The organism is Streptomyces sp. TOM-9 (genome assembly GCF_056858595.1).
In genome coordinates this window covers 7662326-7681867 of sequence record NZ_JBXEQB010000001.1, presented here as the reverse complement: position 1 = coordinate 7681867, position 19542 = coordinate 7662326, and the positions used below count along the sequence as shown (strand labels likewise).

Genomic DNA, 19542 nt, shown 5'->3' with positions numbered 1-19542 from the left:
CCGTCCCCCGGCTTTCCCAGGCTTTCCCCGGCGGCCGCCGCGCGCGGTCACCGTCTCCCAGGCTGCCCACGCGGCCCGTACGACCACGGCCGGACGGTCCCGGCCACGCCCCCGTTCGGAATCGGAGAGGCTTTCCATGCCACGCAAGTCCACCCGCCTCACCTTCGCGGTCCTCGCGACCGGTGCGGGCGTGTTCTCCATGCTCCAGTCGCTGATCGCGCCGGCCCTGCCGACCGTCCAGCACGCCCTGCACACCTCGCAGTCCACCGCGACCTGGGTGATGACGGCCTACCTGCTGTCCGCCTCGGTCTTCACCCCCATCCTCGGCCGGGTCGGCGACCTGGTCGGCAAGAAGCGCACGCTCGTCGCCGTCCTGGTGGTCCTGACGCTCGGCTGCCTGCTCGCCGCGCTCGCGCCGTCCATCGGCGTACTGATCATCGCCCGCGTCATCCAGGGCATCGGCGGCGCGCTGTTCCCGCTGTCCTTCGGGATCATCCGGGACGAGTTCACCGCGAGCGAGGTGGGCCCGAGCATCAGCAACCTGTCCGCCGTCATCGCCGCGGGCGGCGGCGTCGGCATCGTGGCGGCCGGCCCGATCGTCTCTGCGCTCGACTACCGCTGGCTGTTCTGGCTGCCCGTCGGCGTCGTCGCGATCACCGCGCTGATCGCCTTCCGCTACGTGCCCGAGTCCCCGAGCCGGGCCGAGGGACGCGTCAACTGGCTCGGCGCCGTCCTCCTGTCGGGCTGGCTCGTGGCGCTGCTGCTGCCGCTCAGCCAGGCCACCCAGTGGGGCTGGACCTCCGGCCGCGCCCTCGTCCTGTTCGCCACCGCGGTCGTCCTGTTCGCCCTGTGGCTGACGGCCGAGGCCCGTTCCCGCCACCCCCTGATCGACCTGCGCATCATGCGGCTGCGCGCCGTGTGGACCACCAACGCCGCCGGTCTCCTCTTCGGCGCGGGCATGTACTCGATCTGGTCCTTCCTCCCCGGCTTCGCCCAGACCCCGAGCGCCGCGGGCTACGGCTTCGGCGCCAGCGTGACGGGGGCCGGACTGCTGATGCTGCCGATGCTGGTGGCGATGTTCCTCTCCGGCGTCCTCAGCGGCCGCCTGGAGCCCGTGGTCGGCGCGAAGCGCCTGCTCACGGCGGGTGCCGCGCTGGGCGCCGTGGCCTGCGGCTTCCTCGCCGCCTGGCACGACCAGCAGTGGCAGGTGGCCTTCGCGGCCGGCATCTTCGGCCTCGGCATCGGCCTCGCCTTCGCCTCGATGGCCAACCTGATCGTGCGCAGCGTCCCGGCCGAGCAGACCGGCGCCGCGAGCGGCATGAACGCCAACATCCGCACGATCGGCGGTTCCATCGGCGCCGCGGTCACCAGCGTGCTCGTCACCAGCCGGCTCCAGCCCTCCGGCCTGCCCTACGCCTCCGGCTACACCCACGCGTTCAGCCTGCTGGCGGTGCTCTGCCTCGCGGCCGCCCTGGCCGCGCTCCTCGTCCCGGTCCACCGCGCCACCGCCCGCCACGCCGCGACCGCGACCGCGCCGGCCCCGGCGGAAGCCGAACCCGTGGCGTCCGGCGCCCGCGGCTGACGGACACCCCCGGGCGGGCGGGTGCGGCGCCTCACGCAGGCCGTCGCACCCGCCCGTGCCCGCGATCACCAACCGGCCCCGGGCCCAGCCCGCCGCAGGCAGGAGCGCGCGCCCATACCCGCCATCGCTCGCCGCCTGCTCGGCCAAGTACCGCGCCGCCAAGACCCCTTCGGCCCTTCGGCGGTGCTCCGCGTTCCGCGCCACCGCCCGGCGCACCATGTGCCGGGCCCCGGCGAAACCGGACCCGTGGCATCGGGCGCACGCAGCCGACCCCACACTCGGGCGCGCAACGCGCCCGTACCGCGGCCACCGGCCCCCCGGCGGGGAGCCGGCCGTCACTCCCCCGGTTCGGACAGGTGCTCCCGCCGCCACTTCGGGTGCTGTTCGTAGAGCTCGACCCACTGGGACCAGGCCGGGTCGGCCAGCATGATGGCGAGGGCGTCCTCGGGGCTGCACCGCCCGGGGCCGAGCACGTGGCGGGTGATGACGACGGCGGCCGGCGGACCCACCTCGGCGGCCAGCCGCTTCTGCATGCCCGCCATGCCCTCGCGCTCGTGGACGCCGCGGTACTCGGCGAGCCAGGGCGCCATCCACCAGGCCCGCAGGGCGGCGCCCTGCGGGGCGGCGTCGAACGTCGGGGCCAGGGCCGCGGTCAGGCGGCGGCCGTACGCGGCCGCGTCGCCGCCGAGCCGGGGGTACTCCGCCGCGAAGTGCCGCCACTCCACCTCCGGGACCAGGTCCCCGAGCGCGTCCGCGGTGACGGGGTGCAGCGCGTACCAGCCTTCGGCGTCGAGGAAGACGTCACGCAGCACCTCCGGCCGCAGCCGGCAGGACTCGGCGAGCAGCACCGCGTCGTACAGGTCCTTGCCCTGCGGATGCCTGTCGCTGACCAGCCACATCAGCTTCCACGCCAGCGACAGTTCCGGGGAGACCCCGAGCACCGCTGCCTGCGGGCCGCCCGCCGACAGGGCGGGGAGCGGGAAGCGCTCCGGCGGTGTGGGCAGCCGCTCGTTGAAGACGACGTCGAGCTGGACGATCCCGCCGGGCAGCCCGTCCGCCGTCCACGGCAGGACGAGCCGGCGCCCGGGCACGCGGTCGTATGTCCAGATGTCCTCGGCGACCGCGTCCGCGGCGGCGATCCGTACCGGCCCGGACGCGGAGACGTGCCCGGCCGCGCGGGCGATGCCCTCGAACAGCCCGGTCGTGCGCGGCTCCTCGATGCGCCACTCCCGCGGCACGACGACGAAGTCCAGGTCGCCGGGCTCCCGTGCGGCGTCCCCGAACCAGGCGCGCAGCAGCCTGCTGCCGCGCAGCACCAGATGCTCCGCCCACGGCGAGTCCGCGACGGCCGCGAGCACGAGGTCCGTCGCCCGGCGCCGGGCCTCCAGCCAGCCCGCCTCCACCCCGGGGTCCGGGAAGCGCGGGTCGGCCGCCCGGTACGCGTTGGGGTACTGCTGCAACGCCGGGTCGAACACCGGCCGCTGCACGGCCCGCGCGTCCTGGACGGCCCGCAGTGTCAACGGCACGCCCGCCCGAAGGCGTTGCCGGTGGTCGAGCGGCGCCTGCGGCACCTCGGTGGCCGTCCAGTCGAAGCGCTTCCACGACCGGTCCATGACGCGGCCCCCCTCTTCTCCGGATTCCCGTCGCCGGGTCCAAGCCTCACGAACCGCCGCGTCCCCCCGCAACTCCGTTCCGCTCCGCGGCGCCGCCGTCCGGGCCGCCGTCCGGTTGCGCGGCGCAATGATCGGTGACGTCGCGCCGCGAGCCGAGTACCGTACGCGCAATGCGGATCCTGCATCTCTCCGACACCCATCTCGATCGCTTCGGTGCGCCGAGGGCGGGTGGTGTCAACGCGAGGGAGTCGCTGCGCGGTCTGCTGAACGACCTGGAGCCGGTCGCGGACATCGACGTCATCGTCATCAGCGGCGACATCGCCGACGACGGGTCGCTGGACGCGTACATCTCCGTGCGCGACATCGTCCGGGACTTCGCCCTGCGGCGGCGGGCACCGGTGTTCTACAGCACCGGCAACCACGACGAGCGCCGTGCCTTCGCGCGGGCGCTGGGCAGCGGGCACCTGCGTCCCGAGGGCGGCAACCACGCCCGGGCGATGCTCACCTCGCCCGCCGGGGAGCGGGCGGCCGTGAGCCTGGTCGACGGCTTCCGCTTCATCACCCTGGACTCGCTCGTGCCGGGCATGGGGTACGGCCTGCTCGGCGGGGCCCAGCTCGACTGGCTCCGCGAGGTCCTGGCCACCCCGGCCCCCATGGGCAGTGTGCTGGTGCTGCACCATCCGCCGATCGCCCTCGACGTCGAGGTGCAGCACGCGCTGGGACTGCGGAACGCCGCCGAGCTGGCCGACGCGATCCGCGGCACCGACGTGCGGCTGATCCTGTGCGGCCACTTCCACCTCCAGCTGTCCGGGCACCTGGAGTCGGTGCCGGTGTGGGTGACCCCGGGGGTCGTCGGGCGGGTCGACCTCACCGCGCCGCCCGGCACCGAGCGTGCCGTCCGGGGGGCCTCGGCCACCCTGGTCCAGATCGGCGCCCACGGGGGGCCCTTGTTCCACACCCTCCACGCGCGCGACCCGAGGGCGGGCGAGACGATCTACGAGCTCGACCGGGAGCAGCTCCGTACGATCATCGACCGGCTCGGGCCGAACGCCTGGACCGCACCCGGGAACTGACTCCCGGAGGACTCGGCCTCACCGCACGTCACGGCGCGAACACCCGCCGCGGCGAACGAAAGGGAAATCCCCGGGGAATTCGGTCCTGTTCGAGGACCCGGATCACGCCAACTTTGTTCGCAACAGCAAACGCTGACCCTCGCACGCCCCAGGGCCCCGCGGCACCCCGTACCGCCGTCCGCCCGGTGACAGCGGCGGCGGACCCCCGGTAACACCGGAGCCGGGCCGTGGCCGGAATCCACCCGCCCCGACCGGCCCGCCGATAGTTATTACCCACGGGTAGTAGCGTCGACTCCGGCGCGCAACACACAACTGGTCCGATCGACCGAACCTGCCCATGCACGGTGAAACGCCGGGAAGACCAACGGAGTTGTTGTCCGATGCCAGTCTTACAAGCACCCACGGACGAGCGCGCCACCCACCGCTTCGGCGACGCCGCGGTGACCTGGACCGCCCGCCTGCGGACGGTCGAACAAGACCCCTTCTTCTTCGACCACCCCCTCGACCACCTGCCCGCGGCCCTGCTGATCGACGGGGCCACCGAACTCGTCGAGCGCGTCGCCGGGGCGGACGCGGACTCCCGTCCCGCCTGGCGGGTCCACGCACTGGAGCTGGAGTTCGACCGCTTCACCGAGAAGCACCTCCCCGTGGAGATCACCGCACGTGCCCTGCCCGGGACGCCCGGCGGGTGGCGCGTCCACTGCCTGCAGCAGGACCGCGCGGTCTGCGACGGACGGATCCACGCGGTGGCCGTCCCGGCCCCGGGGAGCCCGGGGGCCGTGGGACTGCCCGGACCGCGGGCCGGCGAGGACCGGGGGCCGCGCCGGGACACCATGGTCGCCCCCGAACTGGTCCACCGCCACCGGCCCGAGAACGTCCTGCTCGCCGGCTACCGCAACCACGGCCCCGGCGGCTACAGCGCCGAGTTGCTCTCCCCGCCCCGCGGTCACCATCTGCGCGCCCGCTCCGACGGAACCGGCGTGGAGCTGCGATCGCTGACCGAACTCACCGAGGCGGCGCGGCAGTTCGTGACGCTGTTGGGCCACCAGTCGCGCCGGGTGGACTTCGACCGCCGCTACGTCGTCGCCTCGCTGCGCGCCGCCACCGCCCGTCCCGTACGCCGCGCGGAGCGGGTCCGGCTGTGGACGGACGCCCTGCCCCCGGTCTGCGGCGGTGACGTCCGCGTCCGGTTCAGCGCGAGCGGCGGTCCGGTCGGCGAGGCCCGCTTCAGCGGGTACGCGATGTCCCCCGCCGCGTACCGCAGGCTGCGCGGCGCCTCCGCGGGAGGCACCCGATGACCCCGGACGCCGGGACGGACACCCGCCCCGCACCCCCGCCGCGGCCCGAGCGCCGCCCCCGCCTGGAGAGCCTCTTCCCGCCCGCCCTGTTCGCCGCCGGAGCGATGGCCCTGGGCTGGGCCCTGGTCCGCGAGGGCGGCCACTGGTCCGATCCCCGGCACCGCGCCCAGGCCGTGGTGATCGGCCTCTACCTGCTGTGGACCCTCCTCGAACTGCGCGTCACCTTCCGTGCCGCCCCGCAGGCCGGCGGCGGCGACGACCGCGGCACCATGCAGTGGTACGGGGCGGCCCGCGGCGCGGTGGTGGCCGCCGCCCTCTTCGTGGCGCCCTGGTGGCAGGACTGGGGGCCCGGCCAGTGGTTCGGGGCGGCCGTGTTCGTCTGCGGTGCCGCGCTGCGCCTGGCCGCGATCCGCCGGCTCGGGCGCTTCTACTCGCACAGGGTCCGCACCCTCGGCGACCACGAGGTCGTGACCGACGGCCCGTACCGGGTGGTGCGCCACCCCGCCTACAGCGGCATGGTGCTGGCGCACGCGGGCTTCGTCGGGGTCCTGGCCAACCCGCTGAGCGTGACCGCGTTCCTCGCGCTGCTGCTGCCCGCCGTCGTGCTGCGCATCCGCGCCGAGGAGCGGGCCTTGGCCGGCCTGCGCGGGTACGCCGCGTACGCCCGGCACCGCAAGCGGCTGATCCCGGCGGTGTGGTGACCGTGACCGTGACCGACGACAGGGGCCGGCGCGCCCGCCGGCGTCCCACCACCCTCGTCCCGCTGCTGGACGGGAAACGGATGACCCCCGACGACTGCGGGCACAAGTTCGCGCGGCTCGCCCGGATGCGCGGGGCCGGACTGACCGTGCCCGCCTTCTTCGTCCTGCCCGCGGACTGGCACCGTGCCCTCACCCGGCCGCTGCGCCCGCGCATCGACGCCCTGCTGCGGTCGGCGGACTTCGCCGACCCCGCCTCCGTCCGGGCCGCGGCCGCCGGGATCCGCGAGCTGTACGCCGGCGCGCCCCTGCCGCCGGAGGCCGAACGGCGGCTGCTCGCCGCCTTCGACGAGGTGATCGGCCCCGGCGAGCCGGCCGCCGTACGGGCCTGCACCGTGGGCGTCCACGGGGAGGACTCCGCCGAGGACCCCTTCGCGGGGCTCAGCGACAGCTTCCTGCAGGTGCGCCGCGCCGCGCTCGTCGACCGGGTCCGGGCGTGCTGGGCCTCCGGGCACAACGCGGAGGCCCTGCTCTACCGGCACGCCCGCGGCCTGCCGGTGGACCCCGGCGGCCCGGAAGGCGTCGCGGTCGCCGTCGGCGTCCAGCGGATGGTGCCGGCGGAACGCTCCTTCGTGATGTTCACCTGCGATCCGGGGACGGGCGCCGCCGACACCCTGATCGCCGCGGGCCTCGGCCTGGGCGAAGGCGTGGTGCAGGAGAAGGTCGGCGTCGACCACTACTTCCTGCGCGGCCCGGAACAGCGGCTGGAGCGCGTCGTCGCCACCAAGCCCGAACGCCTCGTCCCCGACCCGCGGCGCCCCGACGCCGGGCCCGTGCCGCAGCCCGTGCCGCCGGAACTGCGTGACGTCCCCGTCCTCGACGACCCGCTCGTACGGGAACTGGCGGCGCTCGGCCGCACCGTGCAGGAGCTCTTCGGCGGGCGGCCGCAGGACGTCGAGGGCGCCGTCACCGCCGACGGACGGGTGCACCTCGTCCAGTCCCGCCCGGTCGCGGTCGACCTGCGGCTTCGCCGGCTGTGGAGCAGCGCCAACGTCACCGAGAGCTTCCCCGGACCCACCACCGCGCTGACCTACTCCTTCGCGCAGCGGTTCTACCGCACGATCTTCCACGACCTGTACCGCAGGCTGGGCGTGCCGGCCCGGACCCTCCACGACGACGAGCCGTACCTCGAACGCATGATCGGCCTGCACCGCAACCGGATCCACTACGACCTGGAGTCCTGGTACCGGCTGCACGGCCGGCTCGCCGTCTTCCCGTGGTTCCGCGCCTCGTGGGAGTCGATGATGGGCCTGGCCGAGGGCAGCGGCCCCGCCGCGGCGCCCGCCCCCTCCCCCGTGCGGCTGGTCCGTCAGGGGGCCCGGGTCGTCCGGCTGGTCGCCGGTCACCACCGGTCCATGACGGCCTTCGAGAAGTGGTGGGAGGCGCTGATCGCCGACCGCCGGGGCGCCGACTGGTCGGCCGTCGATCCGCTGGCCCGCATCCAGGACCACCGCGAGGTGTGGCGGCAGGCCGGCAACCACTGGGGCGTCACCCTCCTCAACGACTCCGTGCTCGGCACCACCGCCGGCATCACCGGCCGGCTGCTCGCGCGCTGGGCGCCGCACGAGGGCCCCGGCCTCCTCAGCGACCTGCTCTGCGGCGACGAGTCCAACCGCAGCAGCGAGGCGGTGATGTCGCTGCTGCGGCTGGCCGGAGCCGTACGCCGGGAACCGCGGCTGTCCGCCGCCCTGCGCTCCGGCGCGGAGGGCCCGGAGCCGGGCCCGGAGCTCTGGCGGGCCGTACGGGACGGCGCGTACGGGCAGGAAACGCGGGCGGCCGCGCTGGAGCACCTCGACCGCTACGGCGACCGCGGCCTGCACGAACTGAAGATGGAACGGCCCAACCTCCGCAGCACCCCCTGGACGCTGCTGCGGATGGCCGGGGAGCACGCCGCCGGCGGCCTCGACGGGCCCGCCCTGCGCGCGGCCGAACTGCGGGTGCGCGCCGCGGCCGAGGAACGGCTGGCCGCCGCGCTCGACGCCCGCTCGCCCCGGCTCCGGCTGGTGCGCGCGCTGCTGGCGGCCCTGCGCCGGGCCATCACCCACCGGGAGAACTCCCGTTACTTCCGCAGCGAGCTCTTCGGCTACAGCAAGGCGGTCTTCGCCTCGCTGGGCGAGGACCTGCACGCGCGCGGGGTGCTGCGCGACCCCGGCGACGTCGTCCACCTCACCCAGGACGAACTGTTCGGCTGGTACGACGGCAGCGGGGTCAGCGGCAACCTCCAGGCGCTCGCCGACGTCCGCCGCGCCGAGTACGAGGCGCCCGGGCCGGACCTGCCTCCGGGTTTCACCACCCTGGGCCCGGTCCGCGACCGGCTCCCCGGCGGCCCGGCGGCGACGACCGCCGCCACCGGGCACGGCGAGGGGGAACTGTCCGGGCTGGGCTCCAGCGGCGGGGTCGTCCGCGGCACCGCCCGCGTCGTCCTCGACCCGTTGCTGCCCGTCGAACCGTGCCCGGACATGATCCTGGTGGCCCGGGAGACCGACCCCGGCTGGCTCTTCCTCATGCTGGGCGCGCGCGGGCTGGTCGTGGAACGCGGCACCCTGCTCTCGCACACCGCCATCACCGGCCGCAAGTTCGCCATCCCCACGGTCGTCGCCGTCTCCGGCGCAACCACCGCAATCCCCGACGGCGCGCTCATCGAGATGGACGGCTCCACCGGGCGCGTCAAGATCCTGGCGCCCCCGCCGGACCGGGAGGCGGACCGATGAGGACGGCGACCGCACTCTTCCGTTTCACCGTCCAGGTCTTCACCCCGTACGTGTACGTCCCCTACGCCACGCTGTGGGTGCTGTCGCTTGAGGCCGCCGCCGCGGCGGCGACCCGTACGCCCTGGCACCCCGGCGCCGGCACGGCGGTGCGCTGCGCCTCGGCCGTCCTGGTGCTCTTCTGGCTGCGGGTGGTCGACGAGCAGAAGGACCTCGACTACGACCGTGCGCACAACCCGGACCGCCCCCTGGTGCGGGGCACGGTCACCGTCGCCCAACTGCGGTGCGCGATGGGCGTCGTGGCGGTGCTCCTCGTCACGCTGAACGCGGCGCTGTCCCCGGTGTCGCTGCTCCCGCTCGCCGCCTGCCTCGCGTACTCCTGGCTGCTGGTGGTGCTGGAGCGGCGGTCCCCCCGGCTCCGGGACGGCGTCCTGCTCAACCTCGCCGTCACGCACCCGGTGCAACTGCTGCTCAGCGTGTACGTCTACGTCTCCCTGACCGGCTCCACGCCCGTGCCGGCCCGTTGGCACGCGCTGCCGCTGCTGCTCGTCCCCGCCTGCGTCTTCCTGCACTTCGAGTTCGCCCGCAAGACCCGCTGGCGGTCCGAGCCCGGCTCCAGGACGTACTCGGGCGTCATCGGCCCGGTGCCCAGCGCCCTGACGGCGCTGGGCTGGGCGGTGCTCGCCACCGTGCTGGCCGCGGCCCTGCTGCGCGACCCCCGGGCACTGCTCCCCTGCGCCCTGCTCGCCCTGCCGGTCATGGCGGCGCTGCGCTTCCTGCGCCGCCGCGCCGCGGCCTGGCCGGTGCCCGCGGCGATGGCCTTCGTCGTCGGCTTCCTGTCCGCCCTGCTCACCTCGGCGCTGCTCATCCAGTCCGCCACGCCCGGAGGCCCCCGATGACGGCCCGTGACGACCGGCAACTCCACAACCACCGGGCGGAGTTGCCCTGCGTCCCGCCGGCACCTCCGGGGCTCGGCAGCGCCCGGCTTCCTTCACCACCGCACCGCCGCCCGGCCGGCGTGCTTCCCCTCCGCCCCCGGAGGCCCGCGATGACGACCACCGCCAACCGCCAACCCCGCGTGTCCGACCGGACTTACGACCGCCGGAACACCACCGCCCATCCACCACCCTGCCCAGCGCCCCGCCGGCCCTCCCGACCTCGGCTGCAACGGACTTCCCGCACCGCCGCACCGCCGCCCGGCCGGCGTGCTTCCCCGCCGCCCCCGGAGGCCCGCGATGACGACCACCGCCAACCCTGCGTGCCCCGACCGGAGTTACCACTACCGGAACACCACCGCCCATCCACGGCCCCGCCCTGCGCGCTGCCGGTCATGACGGCGCCGGGCTTCCCCCGCCATCACACCGCCGCCCGGCCGATGCCCGTGGTGATGGCCTTCGCCGTCGTCTTCCCGTCCGCCCCCGGAGGTGCCCGATGAGGACCGTCCTGCTCACCGGCGCCGCCGGCTTCACCGGCCGTGCCGTCCACCGCCTACTCCGCCGCCAGCCGGTGGAGTTGCGGCTGCTGACGCACCGTCGCCCGCCCGTCGCCGACCCCGCGGCCCGCCTCGTCCACGCCGACCTCGCACGCCGCGGCACCCTGCACGGCGTCTGCGACGGCGTGGACACCCTGCTCCACCTGGCCTGCACCGTGGACGAGGACGATCCCCGGGCCTGCGGCCTCGTCAACGACCGGGGCACCGCCGCCCTGGTCGCCGAGGCGCGGCGTGCGGGGGTGCGGCGGATCGTCCACCTCAGCACCGCCGCCGTCTACGGCGACGGACCGCACCGCGGCGCCGCCGAGGGCGACCTCGTCCCCGCGCCGGTCTCCGCCGTCAGCCGCTCGCGGCTCGCGGGCGAGCGCGCGGTCCGGGCCGCAGGAGGCGTCGTACTGCGGCCGATGTTCGTGTACGGGCCGGGCGACCGATGGCTGGTCCCCCGGCTCGTGCGCACCCTCACCGCCCTCCCGGTCTCCGTCGACGGGGGCCGGGCCCTGCTCTCCCTGGTCGCCGTCGAGGACCTGGCGGCGGCGATCGCCGCGCTGGCCGTGGCCGACTGGGGTCCGGTGCCCGGCGGGGAGGTCCACCACGTCGGCCATCCGGAGCCGGTCGCCGTGCGCGACCTGACCGCGGCGCTCACCGGGCACCTGGGCGTGCCCGCCCCCGCGGCCGACCTGACGTACGACGAGGCCCGCGAACTCCTCGCCGGGCGGCCCCGCGACCTGCGCCACCTGGCGCTGTTCGGCCAGGACCACCACTACGACAGCGGCCGCGTCTGGCGGCGCACCGGACACACCCCGGGAGCCTTCGCCACCCGCTTCGCCGCCGCCGCGCCCTGGTACCGCGCGCACCTCGCCCCGCTCACCCATCTCACCCCTCTCGCCCCTCTGGCCCCGCCGGCGGCAGCGGCCGCCGGCCCGACGGAAGACGGGACGCCGTGACCCCCCTCCCCACCACCGCGACCGCCGGCGCGCCCTCCGCCCTCCGGCGCGCTCCCGAGGCCCCCGGTGCGCTGCCCCTACTCGGCCACGGCCCTGCACTGCTGCGCCGGCCCCTGGAGTTCCTCGGCTCGCTCCCCGCCGTCGGCCCGGTGGTCCGCATCCGCCTGGGCGGCCTGCCCGCGTACGTCGTCAACGACGCCGAACTGGTCCGCGCCGTGCTGGTCGGCGAAGCGGGCCGGTTCGACCAGGGCGTGCTCATCGAGAAGGTGCGCCCTCTGCTCGGCTCCGGCGTCGGCACTGCCGACGGCGCCGAGCACCGCAGGCTGCGCCGGCTGATGCAGCCCGCCTTCCACCGGGCCCGCATCGCCCGTTACGCGGCCACCATGACCGCCGTCGCCGCCGAGCGCACCGCCGCCTGGCGGCCCGGCGGGATCCTGCGCGTGGACGAGGAGATGAACGCGCTCGCCCTCACCACCGTGGCCAGGGCGCTGTTCTCCTCGGACCTCGGCGCGGACGCCGTCGCCGAGGTGCAGCGCTCGCTGCCCGTCGTCCTGAACGAGATCCCCCGCCGCTCCATGCTCCCCGACGCCCTGCTGCGGCTGCCCACCCCCGCCAACCGGCGCTTCGACCGGGCCGTACGGCGACTGCGCTCCGCGACCCGTCATGTGGTGGAGGCCGCCCGCGCCGACGGCACCGACCACGGCGACCTGCTCTCCGTCCTGCTGCTCGCCGCGGACGAGGGGACCGGGGAGCGGCTGACCGACGACCAGGTCCACGACCAGCTGGTCAACATGCTCGTCGCGGGCACCGAGACCACCGGCGCCACCCTGGCCTGGGTGTTCCACGAACTCGCCCGCGAGCCCGCGGTGGAGCGCCGGCTCCACGAGGAGACGGACCGGGTCCTCGGCGGGCGCCCGGCCGTCTTCGAGGACCTGCCCCACCTCCCCCACACCCGGCGCGTCGTCCAGGAGGCCCTGCGCCGGTACGCGCCGTGGATCATCCTGCGGCTCTCCCCGGAGGAGGTGCTCCTCGGCGACGTCGGCGTCCCGGCGGGCGCGACGGTGCTGTTCAGCCCGTACGTCCTGCACCACCTGCCGCAACTCCACCCCGACCCCCTCGCCTTCGACCCCGACCGCTGGCTGCCCGAACGCGCCGCGCGCCTGCCCAGGGCCGCGTCCATCCCCTTCGGCGCGGGCGGCCGCCAGTGCCCGGGGAACGTCTTCGCCCTCACGCAGGCCGTCATCCAGGTCGCCACCGTCGCCGCCCGGTGGCGCCTGCGCCCGGCGGACGCCGGCCCGCACGTGCGCGAACTCGCCCGCGGCGCGGTCGTCCACCCCACCGCGATGCCGATGCGGTGCGTGCCCCGCGAGGACGCCCAGGTGGAGACCCTCCCGCTTGCGTAAAGACATCCCCATGCAATGGTCCGTTTTCCCGGCGTACGGGAGATGGGTGAACCAAGGCGTGGGGCGAGCCGTACAGGCTTGTCGGTGGCCCAAGCTCCTCCAGCGGGGGTCGCCCCCATCACTGTGGCTCGCTTGGAAGGAACTTCGGGTTGTCGCTCTCCAGCGCTCATCAGCGACCGGTAACGGACCAGGCGGACACGACGGAGCAACCACCCCCGGGCGACGCTCCGGAGGAGGAGGCGGCGGCCAAGGCGGAGGCGGAGGCGGAGGCGGCGGAGACCGAGCCCGAAGCGAAGCCCGAGCCCGAGCCCGAGCCCGAAACGGAGGCGGCTCCCGCCCCCGGCCCCGGGGCGGACGACGAGCAGGCCCACGAGGAGGACCCCGGCGAACCGGCTCCCGCCGCGGGCAGCGCCCTGGCCCGATGGCGGGAGCGGCACCCGGACGTCACCCGCGCCGTGTCGTGGAGCCTCACGATCCTCGCCGCCGCCCTGGTGCTCTTCGCCTTCCTGATGCCCGACCGGCTCCCCTACCTGACCGCCTCCCGCTTCGTCCGCGTCCCGGCGGAGCCGATCCTGCTGGCCGCCCTGCTGCTCGTGCTGCCGCCCAGGCCCCGGCGCGTGGTGGCGGTCCTCAGCGGGGTCCTGCTCGGCCTGCTGGTCGTCCTCAACTGCGTGGACATGGGCTTCTACCAGACGCTGCAACGGCCGTTCTACCTGCTGTTCGACTGGTCCCTGTTCGCCGACGGACTGTCGTTCCTGAAGGACACGGACGGGGCGACGACCGCGTACGGCGCCCTGGCCGGGGCCCTGATCGCCGTCCTCGCGCTCCTCGTGCTCATGCCGCTGGCGATCGTGCGGCTGTGCAAGGTGATGGTGCGGCACCCCTCGGTGGCACGCCGCGGCACCCTGGTGGCCGGCGTGGTCTGGATGACGTGCGCGACGCTCGGCGTCCAGGTCTCCGGGCTGAACTTCGCCGCCAAGGACGCCAGCCTGCGGGTCCGGGGCCAGGTGGACATGGTGCAGCAGGGCCTGGCCGACCAGAAGGTGTTCGCCAAGAAGGTGGCCAACGACCCGTTCGCGAAGATCCCGTCCGACCGGCTGCTGTCAGGACTCCGCGGCAAGGACGTCATCTTCACGTTCATCGAGAGCTACGGCCGCGACGCGGTCGAGAACCCGGCGATGGCGCCGGACGTCGACGCGGTGCTGCGGGGCGGCACGCAGCAACTCGCCGACGCGGGCTTCTCCGCCCGCAGCGGCTGGCTGACCTCCCCCGTCACCGGCGCGGGCAGCTGGCTCGCCCACACCACCTTCCTGTCCGGGCTGTGGGTCCCGGACCAGCAGCGCTACCGCTACGTCAGCTCCAGTGACCGGATGACCCTCACCAGTGCCTTCAAGCGCACCGGCGACTTCCGGACGGTCGGCATGATGCCCGGCGTCACCCGGGCCTGGCCGGAGGGCAAGTTCTTCGGCCTGGACCACATCCACGACTCCCGCACCATGGGGTACCAGGGGCCCAAGTTCAGCTGGTCGCCGGTGCCCGACCAGTACACCCTGTCGGCGTTCGAGCGCCTGGAGCACGGGAAGGCGTCGAACCAGCCGATGATGTCGGAGATCATCCTGGCCTCCAGCCACAACCCCTGGGCGCCGATCCCCCACATGATCGACTGGGACCAGGTCGGCGACGGCTCGGTCTACGACGCCATCAAGAAGGAGGGCAAGGACCCCAAGGAGGTCTGGAAGGACCCCAAGCAGGTGCGCCAGGAGTACAGCAAGGCCATCCAGTACTCGCTGACCAGCCTCATCGACTTCGTGACGAAGTACGGCAACAAGAACACCGTGCTGGTCTTCCTCGGCGACCACCAGCCCGTGTCGACGGTCGTCGGCGTCAACGCCAGCCGGGACGTGCCGGTCGCGATCGTCGCCCACGACCCCAAGGTGCTGGACCAGGTCTCCGACTGGGGCTGGAGCGACGGGCTGCAGCCCGAACACGACGCGCCGGTCTGGCGGATGGACGCCTTCCGTGACCGCTTCCTGACCGCGTTCACCTCCCGACAGCCTTAGCGCTTCTCCCCGTCGCCCCCCGTACCGCCGGGGGGCGACGGAACCGCCGGGAAGGGGCCGGGAAGGGGCCGGGAAAACCGGCTGCCCCACGATCACGGGCCTGATACCGTCACCGTGCAGTGACGACCGAGGAGGTGAGACCCATCAACGCTGTAACAGGCCGGGTACTCCCCTCCCGCACGGCTGCGCGGACCCTCTGACGCAGGCGTCCCCGGGAGTGCCCGAAGGCATCCCGAAAGGCATCGAGCCATGCGCTTCCTCTCGGAGACGACCGCGAACGGCGTCTCGGAACACCTCTTCGTCCTCGGCGACATCACCGGCGTGCTCTGGTCCCCCGCCGACGCGGCCGGCGACCGCCCGCTGATCCTGCTGGCCCACGGCGGCGGCCGGGACAAGAAGGCCCCGGGCCTCCTGGCCCGCGCCCACCACCATGTGACGACCGGCGGCTTCGCGGTCGCCGCCATCGACGCACCCGGGCACGGCGACCGCCCGCGGACCGCCGCCGACGAGACCGCCGCGGTACGCATCAGGGAGGCGGTGGCCTCGGGCGGGCCCGTCGCCCCGCTCATCGCGGCCCACAACGCGGCGCTGTCCACCCGCGCCGTCCCGGAGTGGCGGGCCACCCTGGACGCCCTGCAGGCCCACGGGCGCGTCGGCCCGGACGTCCCCGTCGGGTTCTGGGGCGTGTCGCTGGGCACCGCCGTCGGCGTGCCGCTCGTGGCCGCCGAACCCCGGATCACCGCGGCCGTGTTCGGGCTGCTCGGTCACGAGTCCCTGGCCGGGACGGCGGCCCGGATCACCGTCCCGGTCCGCTTCCTCCTGCAGTGGGACGACGAGTTGGTGCCGCGGTCGTCGTCCCTCGCCCTCTTCGACGCCTTCGCCTCCCGCGACAAGACGCTCCGCGCCAACCCGGGCCGGCACATGGAGCTGCCCACGTCCGAGGTGGAGAGCGAACAGCGCTTCTTCGCCCGCCGTCTGGTCCGGGACCCCGGCGCGCGACCGGCACACCACTGACCCTCCGGGCCCCGGTACCTCAGCTTCCCTCAGCACCGCCGAAAGGAACTCCGCCATGCCCGTTTTCCCCTCGTACGACGGCACCGAGCTCGCCTACCACGTCCTCGGCTCGGGCCGCCCGCTGGTCTGCCTGCCCGGCGGGCCGCAGGACTCCGTGTACCTCGGTGACCTCGGCGGCCTGTCCGCGCACCGGCGGCTGATCAGGCTGGACCTCCGGGGCACCGGCCTGTCCGGGATACCGCGGGACATCGCCTCCTGCCGCTGCGACCGGCTCGTCGACGACGTCGAGGCCCTGCGCGAGCACCTCGGCCTCGACCGGATGGACGTGCTCGCGCACAGCGCGGGGGCCAACCTCGCCGCGCAGTACGCGGGCCGCCATCCGGACCGGGTCGGCAGCCTCGTCCTCGTCACGCCGAGCGTCCGGGCCGTCGGCCTGCCCATCACGGGCGGCCTCCGGCGCGAGACGGCCCTGCTGCGCCGGGACGAGCCGTGGTTCCCGGAGGCGTTCGCGGCCCTGGAGGCGATCGTGGCGGGCGAGGCCACCGCCGAGCGGTGGCAGGCCGTCGCGCCGTTCTCCTACGGCCGCTGGGACGAGGTGGCGCGGGCCCACCAGGCCGCGGAACGGGAGCAGATGAGCGACGAGGTCGTGTCCGCGTTCGGCGCCGAGGGCGCCTTCGACCCGGACGGCACGCGTGCCGCGCTCGCCGGGCTGGCGTCACCGGTCCTCCTGCTGGCCGGGCAGGTCGACCTCGGGGCGCCCCCGGCCACGGTCGCCGAGTTCGCCGCGCTGTTCCCGGACGCCGGGCTCGTCGTCCAGCCCGGGGCCGGGCACTTCCCCTGGCTCGACGACGCCGGCCGCTTCGTGACGTCCGTCGCGGGGTTCCTGGGGGGTGAGGACGGGCTCAGGGCCTCATGACGTCCGGCGCCTGCGGGACACCGACCGCACGGCGCGGGCCAGGATCGGCGGGACGAGGTCCTTCGCGAGGCGGCGGACGGCGGAGGCCCGTTCCCCGGACAGGGACGGGTACCCGTTGAGCGGCTCGTGGCGGGAGACCGGCGGATCCGGGGACTTCGCCTTCGTGCCCCTGATGCGGATCAGGGGCACGCCCGCCACCTGGTCCACGGCGTGCCACAGGTCCTGGCGCGTCCTCAGCCACCGCAGCAGTTCCTCGCGGACCTGGTCCGGATCCCCCCAGGTGCCGTAGAGCTTGGTGCTCGTGACCACGACGGGCTTGAGTCCGACCGTCGCCACCGCCGCCCACACGGCGGCGGCGACACCCGGGCAGTGCTCGCTCCGGAAGTCGTCGAAGGCCGCGATGCCCTCCGGGACCAGCAGCTCGCGCGCGGCCGCGATGTCGCCGGAGACGTGCTCGTACAGATGGGACGCGTCGACGTGCACGAACCGGCAGCTGCGGGCGCCGACGTGCGAGGTGATCACCGAGGTCGGGCCCTGCACCATGGTGGGGAGCCGGTCGTGGAACGACAGGTAATTGGCCTCGAACGCACGCCGTGTGAGAGTCGCATACGCCTTGTTCATCTCGGCGCTGTTGGGGTCGTCCACAGCCGGGGAATCCCACAGGTCGCACACCGTGAACCGCTCCCCCTCGCGGAGGTAGCGGCCCATGAAGATGGCGCTCTTCCCCATGTAGGCGCCGAGTTCCAGCAGGTCACCCGGGCTTTCCCGGTCGTTCTGCCGCCGCAGGAACCAGTCGAAGAGCAATTGGTCCACCGGCCAGAACCAGCCTTCGACGTCCGCGAACCGCTCCGGCCGGGGAATCGCGTCCGCGGTCTCTCCCGAATGTGGCATGAGCTTCTCCCTGGAGAAGGTGGTCCGCCGAACTGGACGCGAGGATATCGATCTCCGGCCGGAATCCCGGGGAGGCCGTGAGGCGAGGGCGGGCGCACTCGGACCGGAGGGCGGTGCGTCACCACCAGATGACGACGTATCCGTCGCCGCCCGCCGAACCCGGAGCGTCGGTGTCGCTGCCACCGTCGCCGCCCTCGCCCGCACCGGGCGGAGCGGGCTGGACCACGCCGTCCACCGCGGGGCGGCCGCCCTGGCCCGGGGCGCCCGGTAGCGGGTTGCCCTCCTGGCCGTCCGCGCCCGTGCGGACGGTGCCCTGCCCAGGACAGACGCCCGTGCCACCGCTTCCCCCGATGAGCAGCGACGCGCCCCCGCCGCCGCTGGCCGACACGACGCCGCCCAGGTTGTTGTCCACAACGGTCGGCGTGCCCGGAGAACCGTTGGCCGGGCCGGCGCCACCGGCGCCGCCGGCGCCGACGTCCACCGCGACCGGTGTGCCCGGCTGGACGGTGAGGACGCACCAGGCGAAGCCGCCGGCGCCGCCTCCGGCGCCGGTGATCGCGCCGCCGCCTACGGCTCCGCCCCCGCCGGCGCCCCATGCCTGGACGAAGACCGTGGTCACCGCGGCGGGCGGCACGAACTCGCCGTCGTCGTCGAAGTCCACCAGGCCGTGGGCGGCTGCGGTTCCGGGCGGCCCCTGAGGCCCGGCGGGCCCCTGGGGGCCGTCCGGTCCGGCGGGCCCGGCGGGTCCTTGCGGACCGGTCCCGCCCTGCGGCCCCTGAGGGCCGGCGGGTCCTGCGGGTCCCTGCGGGCCGGGAGGTCCCGGCGGACCAGGGGGCCCCGGTGGACCGGGGCGGCCCGGCCGGCCCGGCCGGCCCGGGCAGTGCCAGGGCAGGTACGGGAAGAATGAGCACGGCTGGGCCGCACGCTTCCCGGCTTGGGGTCCGCCGGCCTCGGGCGCGGGGCCACCGTTCGCGCCGACCGCGTAGGCCGCACCCGCCATCGAACCGGCCGCCAGGACCACGCTCGTGACCACCGCCCGCACCACGCGGGGCATGACTGTTCGAGACACCACGTCACCTCCAGGAACGGCCCACGACGGGCGGCAGGTACCGCCATTGGGGAGAGTGAGCGGTCGTGGACAGCGGCGGGCCCGCATCAAGCCTCGCCTCGGGCACCTCGTCATGCACATCCAGTAGCCGGACCGGGTGATCCCCGGGCCCCGGAACCTCTACATGAGGCGTTTTGTCATCTTGTCGACTTGGCGGAGTGGCCCGCATTCTCGTTGTCTGTCGACGGATCGGGGGATGCGGTGGCGGTGTTGCAGTGCAAGCGATGCGGGTCGACTCAGGTGCAGAGCCTGGAGCTGTACGTGGCGACGATGGATCCGGGCTCGGCGCTGAAGAAGGATTTCGCGCAACCGGCGGAGGAGAAGGCAGCGCTGATCGGGCCGCTGCTGGTGGCCGGGTTCGGGGTGGCGCTGCTGGTGTCGGGGGTGATCCTGCTGGGGCTGCTCGTGACGGTCGGCGGGGCGGTGTGGGGTACGCGGGAGCGAGGCAAGGAGCAGACCTCTCAGCGCAAGCGTGCGGAGTGGCTGAAGCAGATGATCTGCATGCACTGCAAGAAGGCGTTCCTGCCCGTGACGTAGCCCGGGCACAACGATGCGGCCCGCCCACGGTGCCGGGCGGGCCACGTCGGCGCCCATGGGAGGGCGGCGGCGTGGCGAAGCCGGGGGCCACGGCTGGGAGGAGCCCGCGGAGCCGGCGCCGGAACCGGCCCTCGAGCCCGTAGCC

Annotated in this window: 15 protein-coding genes; 12 read left to right on the top strand and 3 right to left on the bottom strand. The window is 74.7% G+C overall.

The annotated features are described in order from the left end of the window. The first annotated feature begins 136 nt into the window (after positions 1–136). The gene (locus AC1VWI_RS35395) at positions 137–1582 is read left to right on the top strand and encodes an MFS transporter (protein WP_499515094.1); all 1446 of its coding nucleotides are present in this window, start codon (positions 137–139) and stop codon (positions 1580–1582) included. A gap of 335 nt (positions 1583–1917) precedes the next feature. On the opposite strand, the gene AC1VWI_RS35390 is transcribed toward AC1VWI_RS35395, so the two are convergent. Then, positions 1918–3195: a nucleotidyl transferase AbiEii/AbiGii toxin family protein gene (locus AC1VWI_RS35390; protein WP_499515093.1), complete on the bottom strand. Its 1278-nt coding sequence runs from the start codon at positions 3193–3195 to the stop codon at positions 1918–1920. A 170-nt stretch (positions 3196–3365) separates the two neighbouring features. Here AC1VWI_RS35390 and AC1VWI_RS35385 point away from each other — a divergent pair, with 170 nt between their 5' ends. The 10 genes from AC1VWI_RS35385 to AC1VWI_RS35340 all read left to right on the top strand — a co-directional run bounded on the left by AC1VWI_RS35385 (position 3366) and on the right by AC1VWI_RS35340 (position 16861). Beyond that, on the top strand, positions 3366–4268 hold the full coding sequence (locus tag AC1VWI_RS35385) for a metallophosphoesterase family protein (protein ID WP_499515092.1): 903 nt from the start codon (positions 3366–3368) through the stop codon (positions 4266–4268). A 380-nt stretch (positions 4269–4648) separates the two neighbouring features. Beyond that, positions 4649–5566 (top strand): AfsA-related hotdog domain-containing protein, encoded by a 918-nt coding sequence (locus AC1VWI_RS35380; protein WP_499515091.1) that lies wholly within the window; start codon positions 4649–4651, stop codon positions 5564–5566. Next, on the top strand, positions 5563–6267 hold the full coding sequence (locus AC1VWI_RS35375; RefSeq protein ID WP_499515090.1) for a methyltransferase family protein: 705 nt from the start codon (positions 5563–5565) through the stop codon (positions 6265–6267). The genes AC1VWI_RS35380 and AC1VWI_RS35375 overlap by 4 nt, the downstream gene beginning before the upstream one ends. 8 nt (positions 6268–6275) lie before the next feature. Next, positions 6276–9035: a PEP/pyruvate-binding domain-containing protein gene (locus AC1VWI_RS35370; protein WP_499515089.1), complete on the top strand. Its 2760-nt coding sequence runs from the start codon at positions 6276–6278 to the stop codon at positions 9033–9035. Beyond that, a complete protein-coding gene (locus AC1VWI_RS35365; RefSeq protein ID WP_499515088.1) occupies positions 9032–9931 on the top strand; it encodes a UbiA prenyltransferase family protein in 900 nt (299 codons plus the stop codon). The genes AC1VWI_RS35370 and AC1VWI_RS35365 overlap by 4 nt, the downstream gene beginning before the upstream one ends. Positions 9932–10463: 532 nt before the next feature. Beyond that, the gene (locus tag AC1VWI_RS35360; RefSeq protein WP_499515087.1) at positions 10464–11468 is read left to right on the top strand and encodes an NAD-dependent epimerase/dehydratase family protein; all 1005 of its coding nucleotides are present in this window, start codon (positions 10464–10466) and stop codon (positions 11466–11468) included. Continuing rightward, positions 11465–12871: a cytochrome P450 gene (locus AC1VWI_RS35355; RefSeq protein WP_499515086.1), complete on the top strand. Its 1407-nt coding sequence runs from the start codon at positions 11465–11467 to the stop codon at positions 12869–12871. Before AC1VWI_RS35360 ends, AC1VWI_RS35355 begins: the two co-directional genes overlap by 4 nt. Before the next feature lie 149 nt (positions 12872–13020). Beyond that, a complete protein-coding gene (locus AC1VWI_RS35350) occupies positions 13021–14931 on the top strand; it encodes an alkaline phosphatase family protein (protein WP_499515085.1) in 1911 nt (636 codons plus the stop codon). 249 nt (positions 14932–15180) lie between these two features. After that, positions 15181–15945 (top strand): alpha/beta hydrolase family protein, encoded by a 765-nt coding sequence (locus AC1VWI_RS35345; RefSeq protein WP_499515084.1) that lies wholly within the window; start codon positions 15181–15183, stop codon positions 15943–15945. A 55-nt stretch (positions 15946–16000) separates the two neighbouring features. Further along, positions 16001–16861 carry an alpha/beta fold hydrolase gene (locus AC1VWI_RS35340; protein WP_499515083.1) on the top strand — a complete coding sequence of 287 codons (861 nt, stop codon included), beginning with the start codon at positions 16001–16003 and terminating at the stop codon, positions 16859–16861. On the opposite strand, the gene AC1VWI_RS35335 is transcribed toward AC1VWI_RS35340, so the two are convergent. Further along, positions 16856–17752, bottom strand: a complete 897-nt coding sequence (locus AC1VWI_RS35335) for a class I SAM-dependent methyltransferase (RefSeq protein ID WP_499515082.1) — start codon at positions 17750–17752, stop codon at positions 16856–16858. The genes AC1VWI_RS35340 and AC1VWI_RS35335 overlap by 6 nt on opposite strands. Positions 17753–17870: 118 nt before the next feature. Beyond that, a complete protein-coding gene (locus tag AC1VWI_RS35330) occupies positions 17871–18413 on the bottom strand; it encodes a glycine-rich domain-containing protein (RefSeq protein ID WP_499515081.1) in 543 nt (180 codons plus the stop codon). Positions 18414–19010: 597 nt separating this feature from the next. Here AC1VWI_RS35330 and AC1VWI_RS35325 point away from each other — a divergent pair. Further along, entirely contained in the window at positions 19011–19397 is a 387-nt protein-coding gene (locus AC1VWI_RS35325) for a hypothetical protein (protein WP_499515080.1), read from the top strand. Positions 19398–19542 lie beyond the last annotated feature (145 nt).

Excerpts from the sequence above, each read along its gene's own strand:
- AC1VWI_RS35390 (WP_499515093.1), bottom strand. The coding sequence starts at position 3,195 with ATGGACCGGTCGTGGAAGCGCTTCGACTGGACGGCCACCGAGGTGCCG.
- AC1VWI_RS35360 (WP_499515087.1), top strand. The coding sequence starts at position 10,464 with ATGAGGACCGTCCTGCTCACCGGCGCCGCCGGCTTCACCGGCCGTGCC.
- AC1VWI_RS35395 (WP_499515094.1), top strand. The coding sequence starts at position 137 with ATGCCACGCAAGTCCACCCGCCTCACCTTCGCGGTCCTCGCGACCGGT.
- AC1VWI_RS35340 (WP_499515083.1), top strand. The coding sequence starts at position 16,001 with ATGCCCGTTTTCCCCTCGTACGACGGCACCGAGCTCGCCTACCACGTC.
- AC1VWI_RS35365 (WP_499515088.1), top strand. The coding sequence starts at position 9,032 with ATGAGGACGGCGACCGCACTCTTCCGTTTCACCGTCCAGGTCTTCACC.
- AC1VWI_RS35345 (WP_499515084.1), top strand. The coding sequence starts at position 15,181 with ATGCGCTTCCTCTCGGAGACGACCGCGAACGGCGTCTCGGAACACCTC.
- AC1VWI_RS35380 (WP_499515091.1), top strand. The coding sequence starts at position 4,649 with ATGCCAGTCTTACAAGCACCCACGGACGAGCGCGCCACCCACCGCTTC.
- AC1VWI_RS35335 (WP_499515082.1), bottom strand. The coding sequence starts at position 17,752 with ATGCCACATTCGGGAGAGACCGCGGACGCGATTCCCCGGCCGGAGCGG.
- AC1VWI_RS35385 (WP_499515092.1), top strand. The coding sequence starts at position 3,366 with ATGCGGATCCTGCATCTCTCCGACACCCATCTCGATCGCTTCGGTGCG.
- AC1VWI_RS35375 (WP_499515090.1), top strand. The coding sequence starts at position 5,563 with ATGACCCCGGACGCCGGGACGGACACCCGCCCCGCACCCCCGCCGCGG.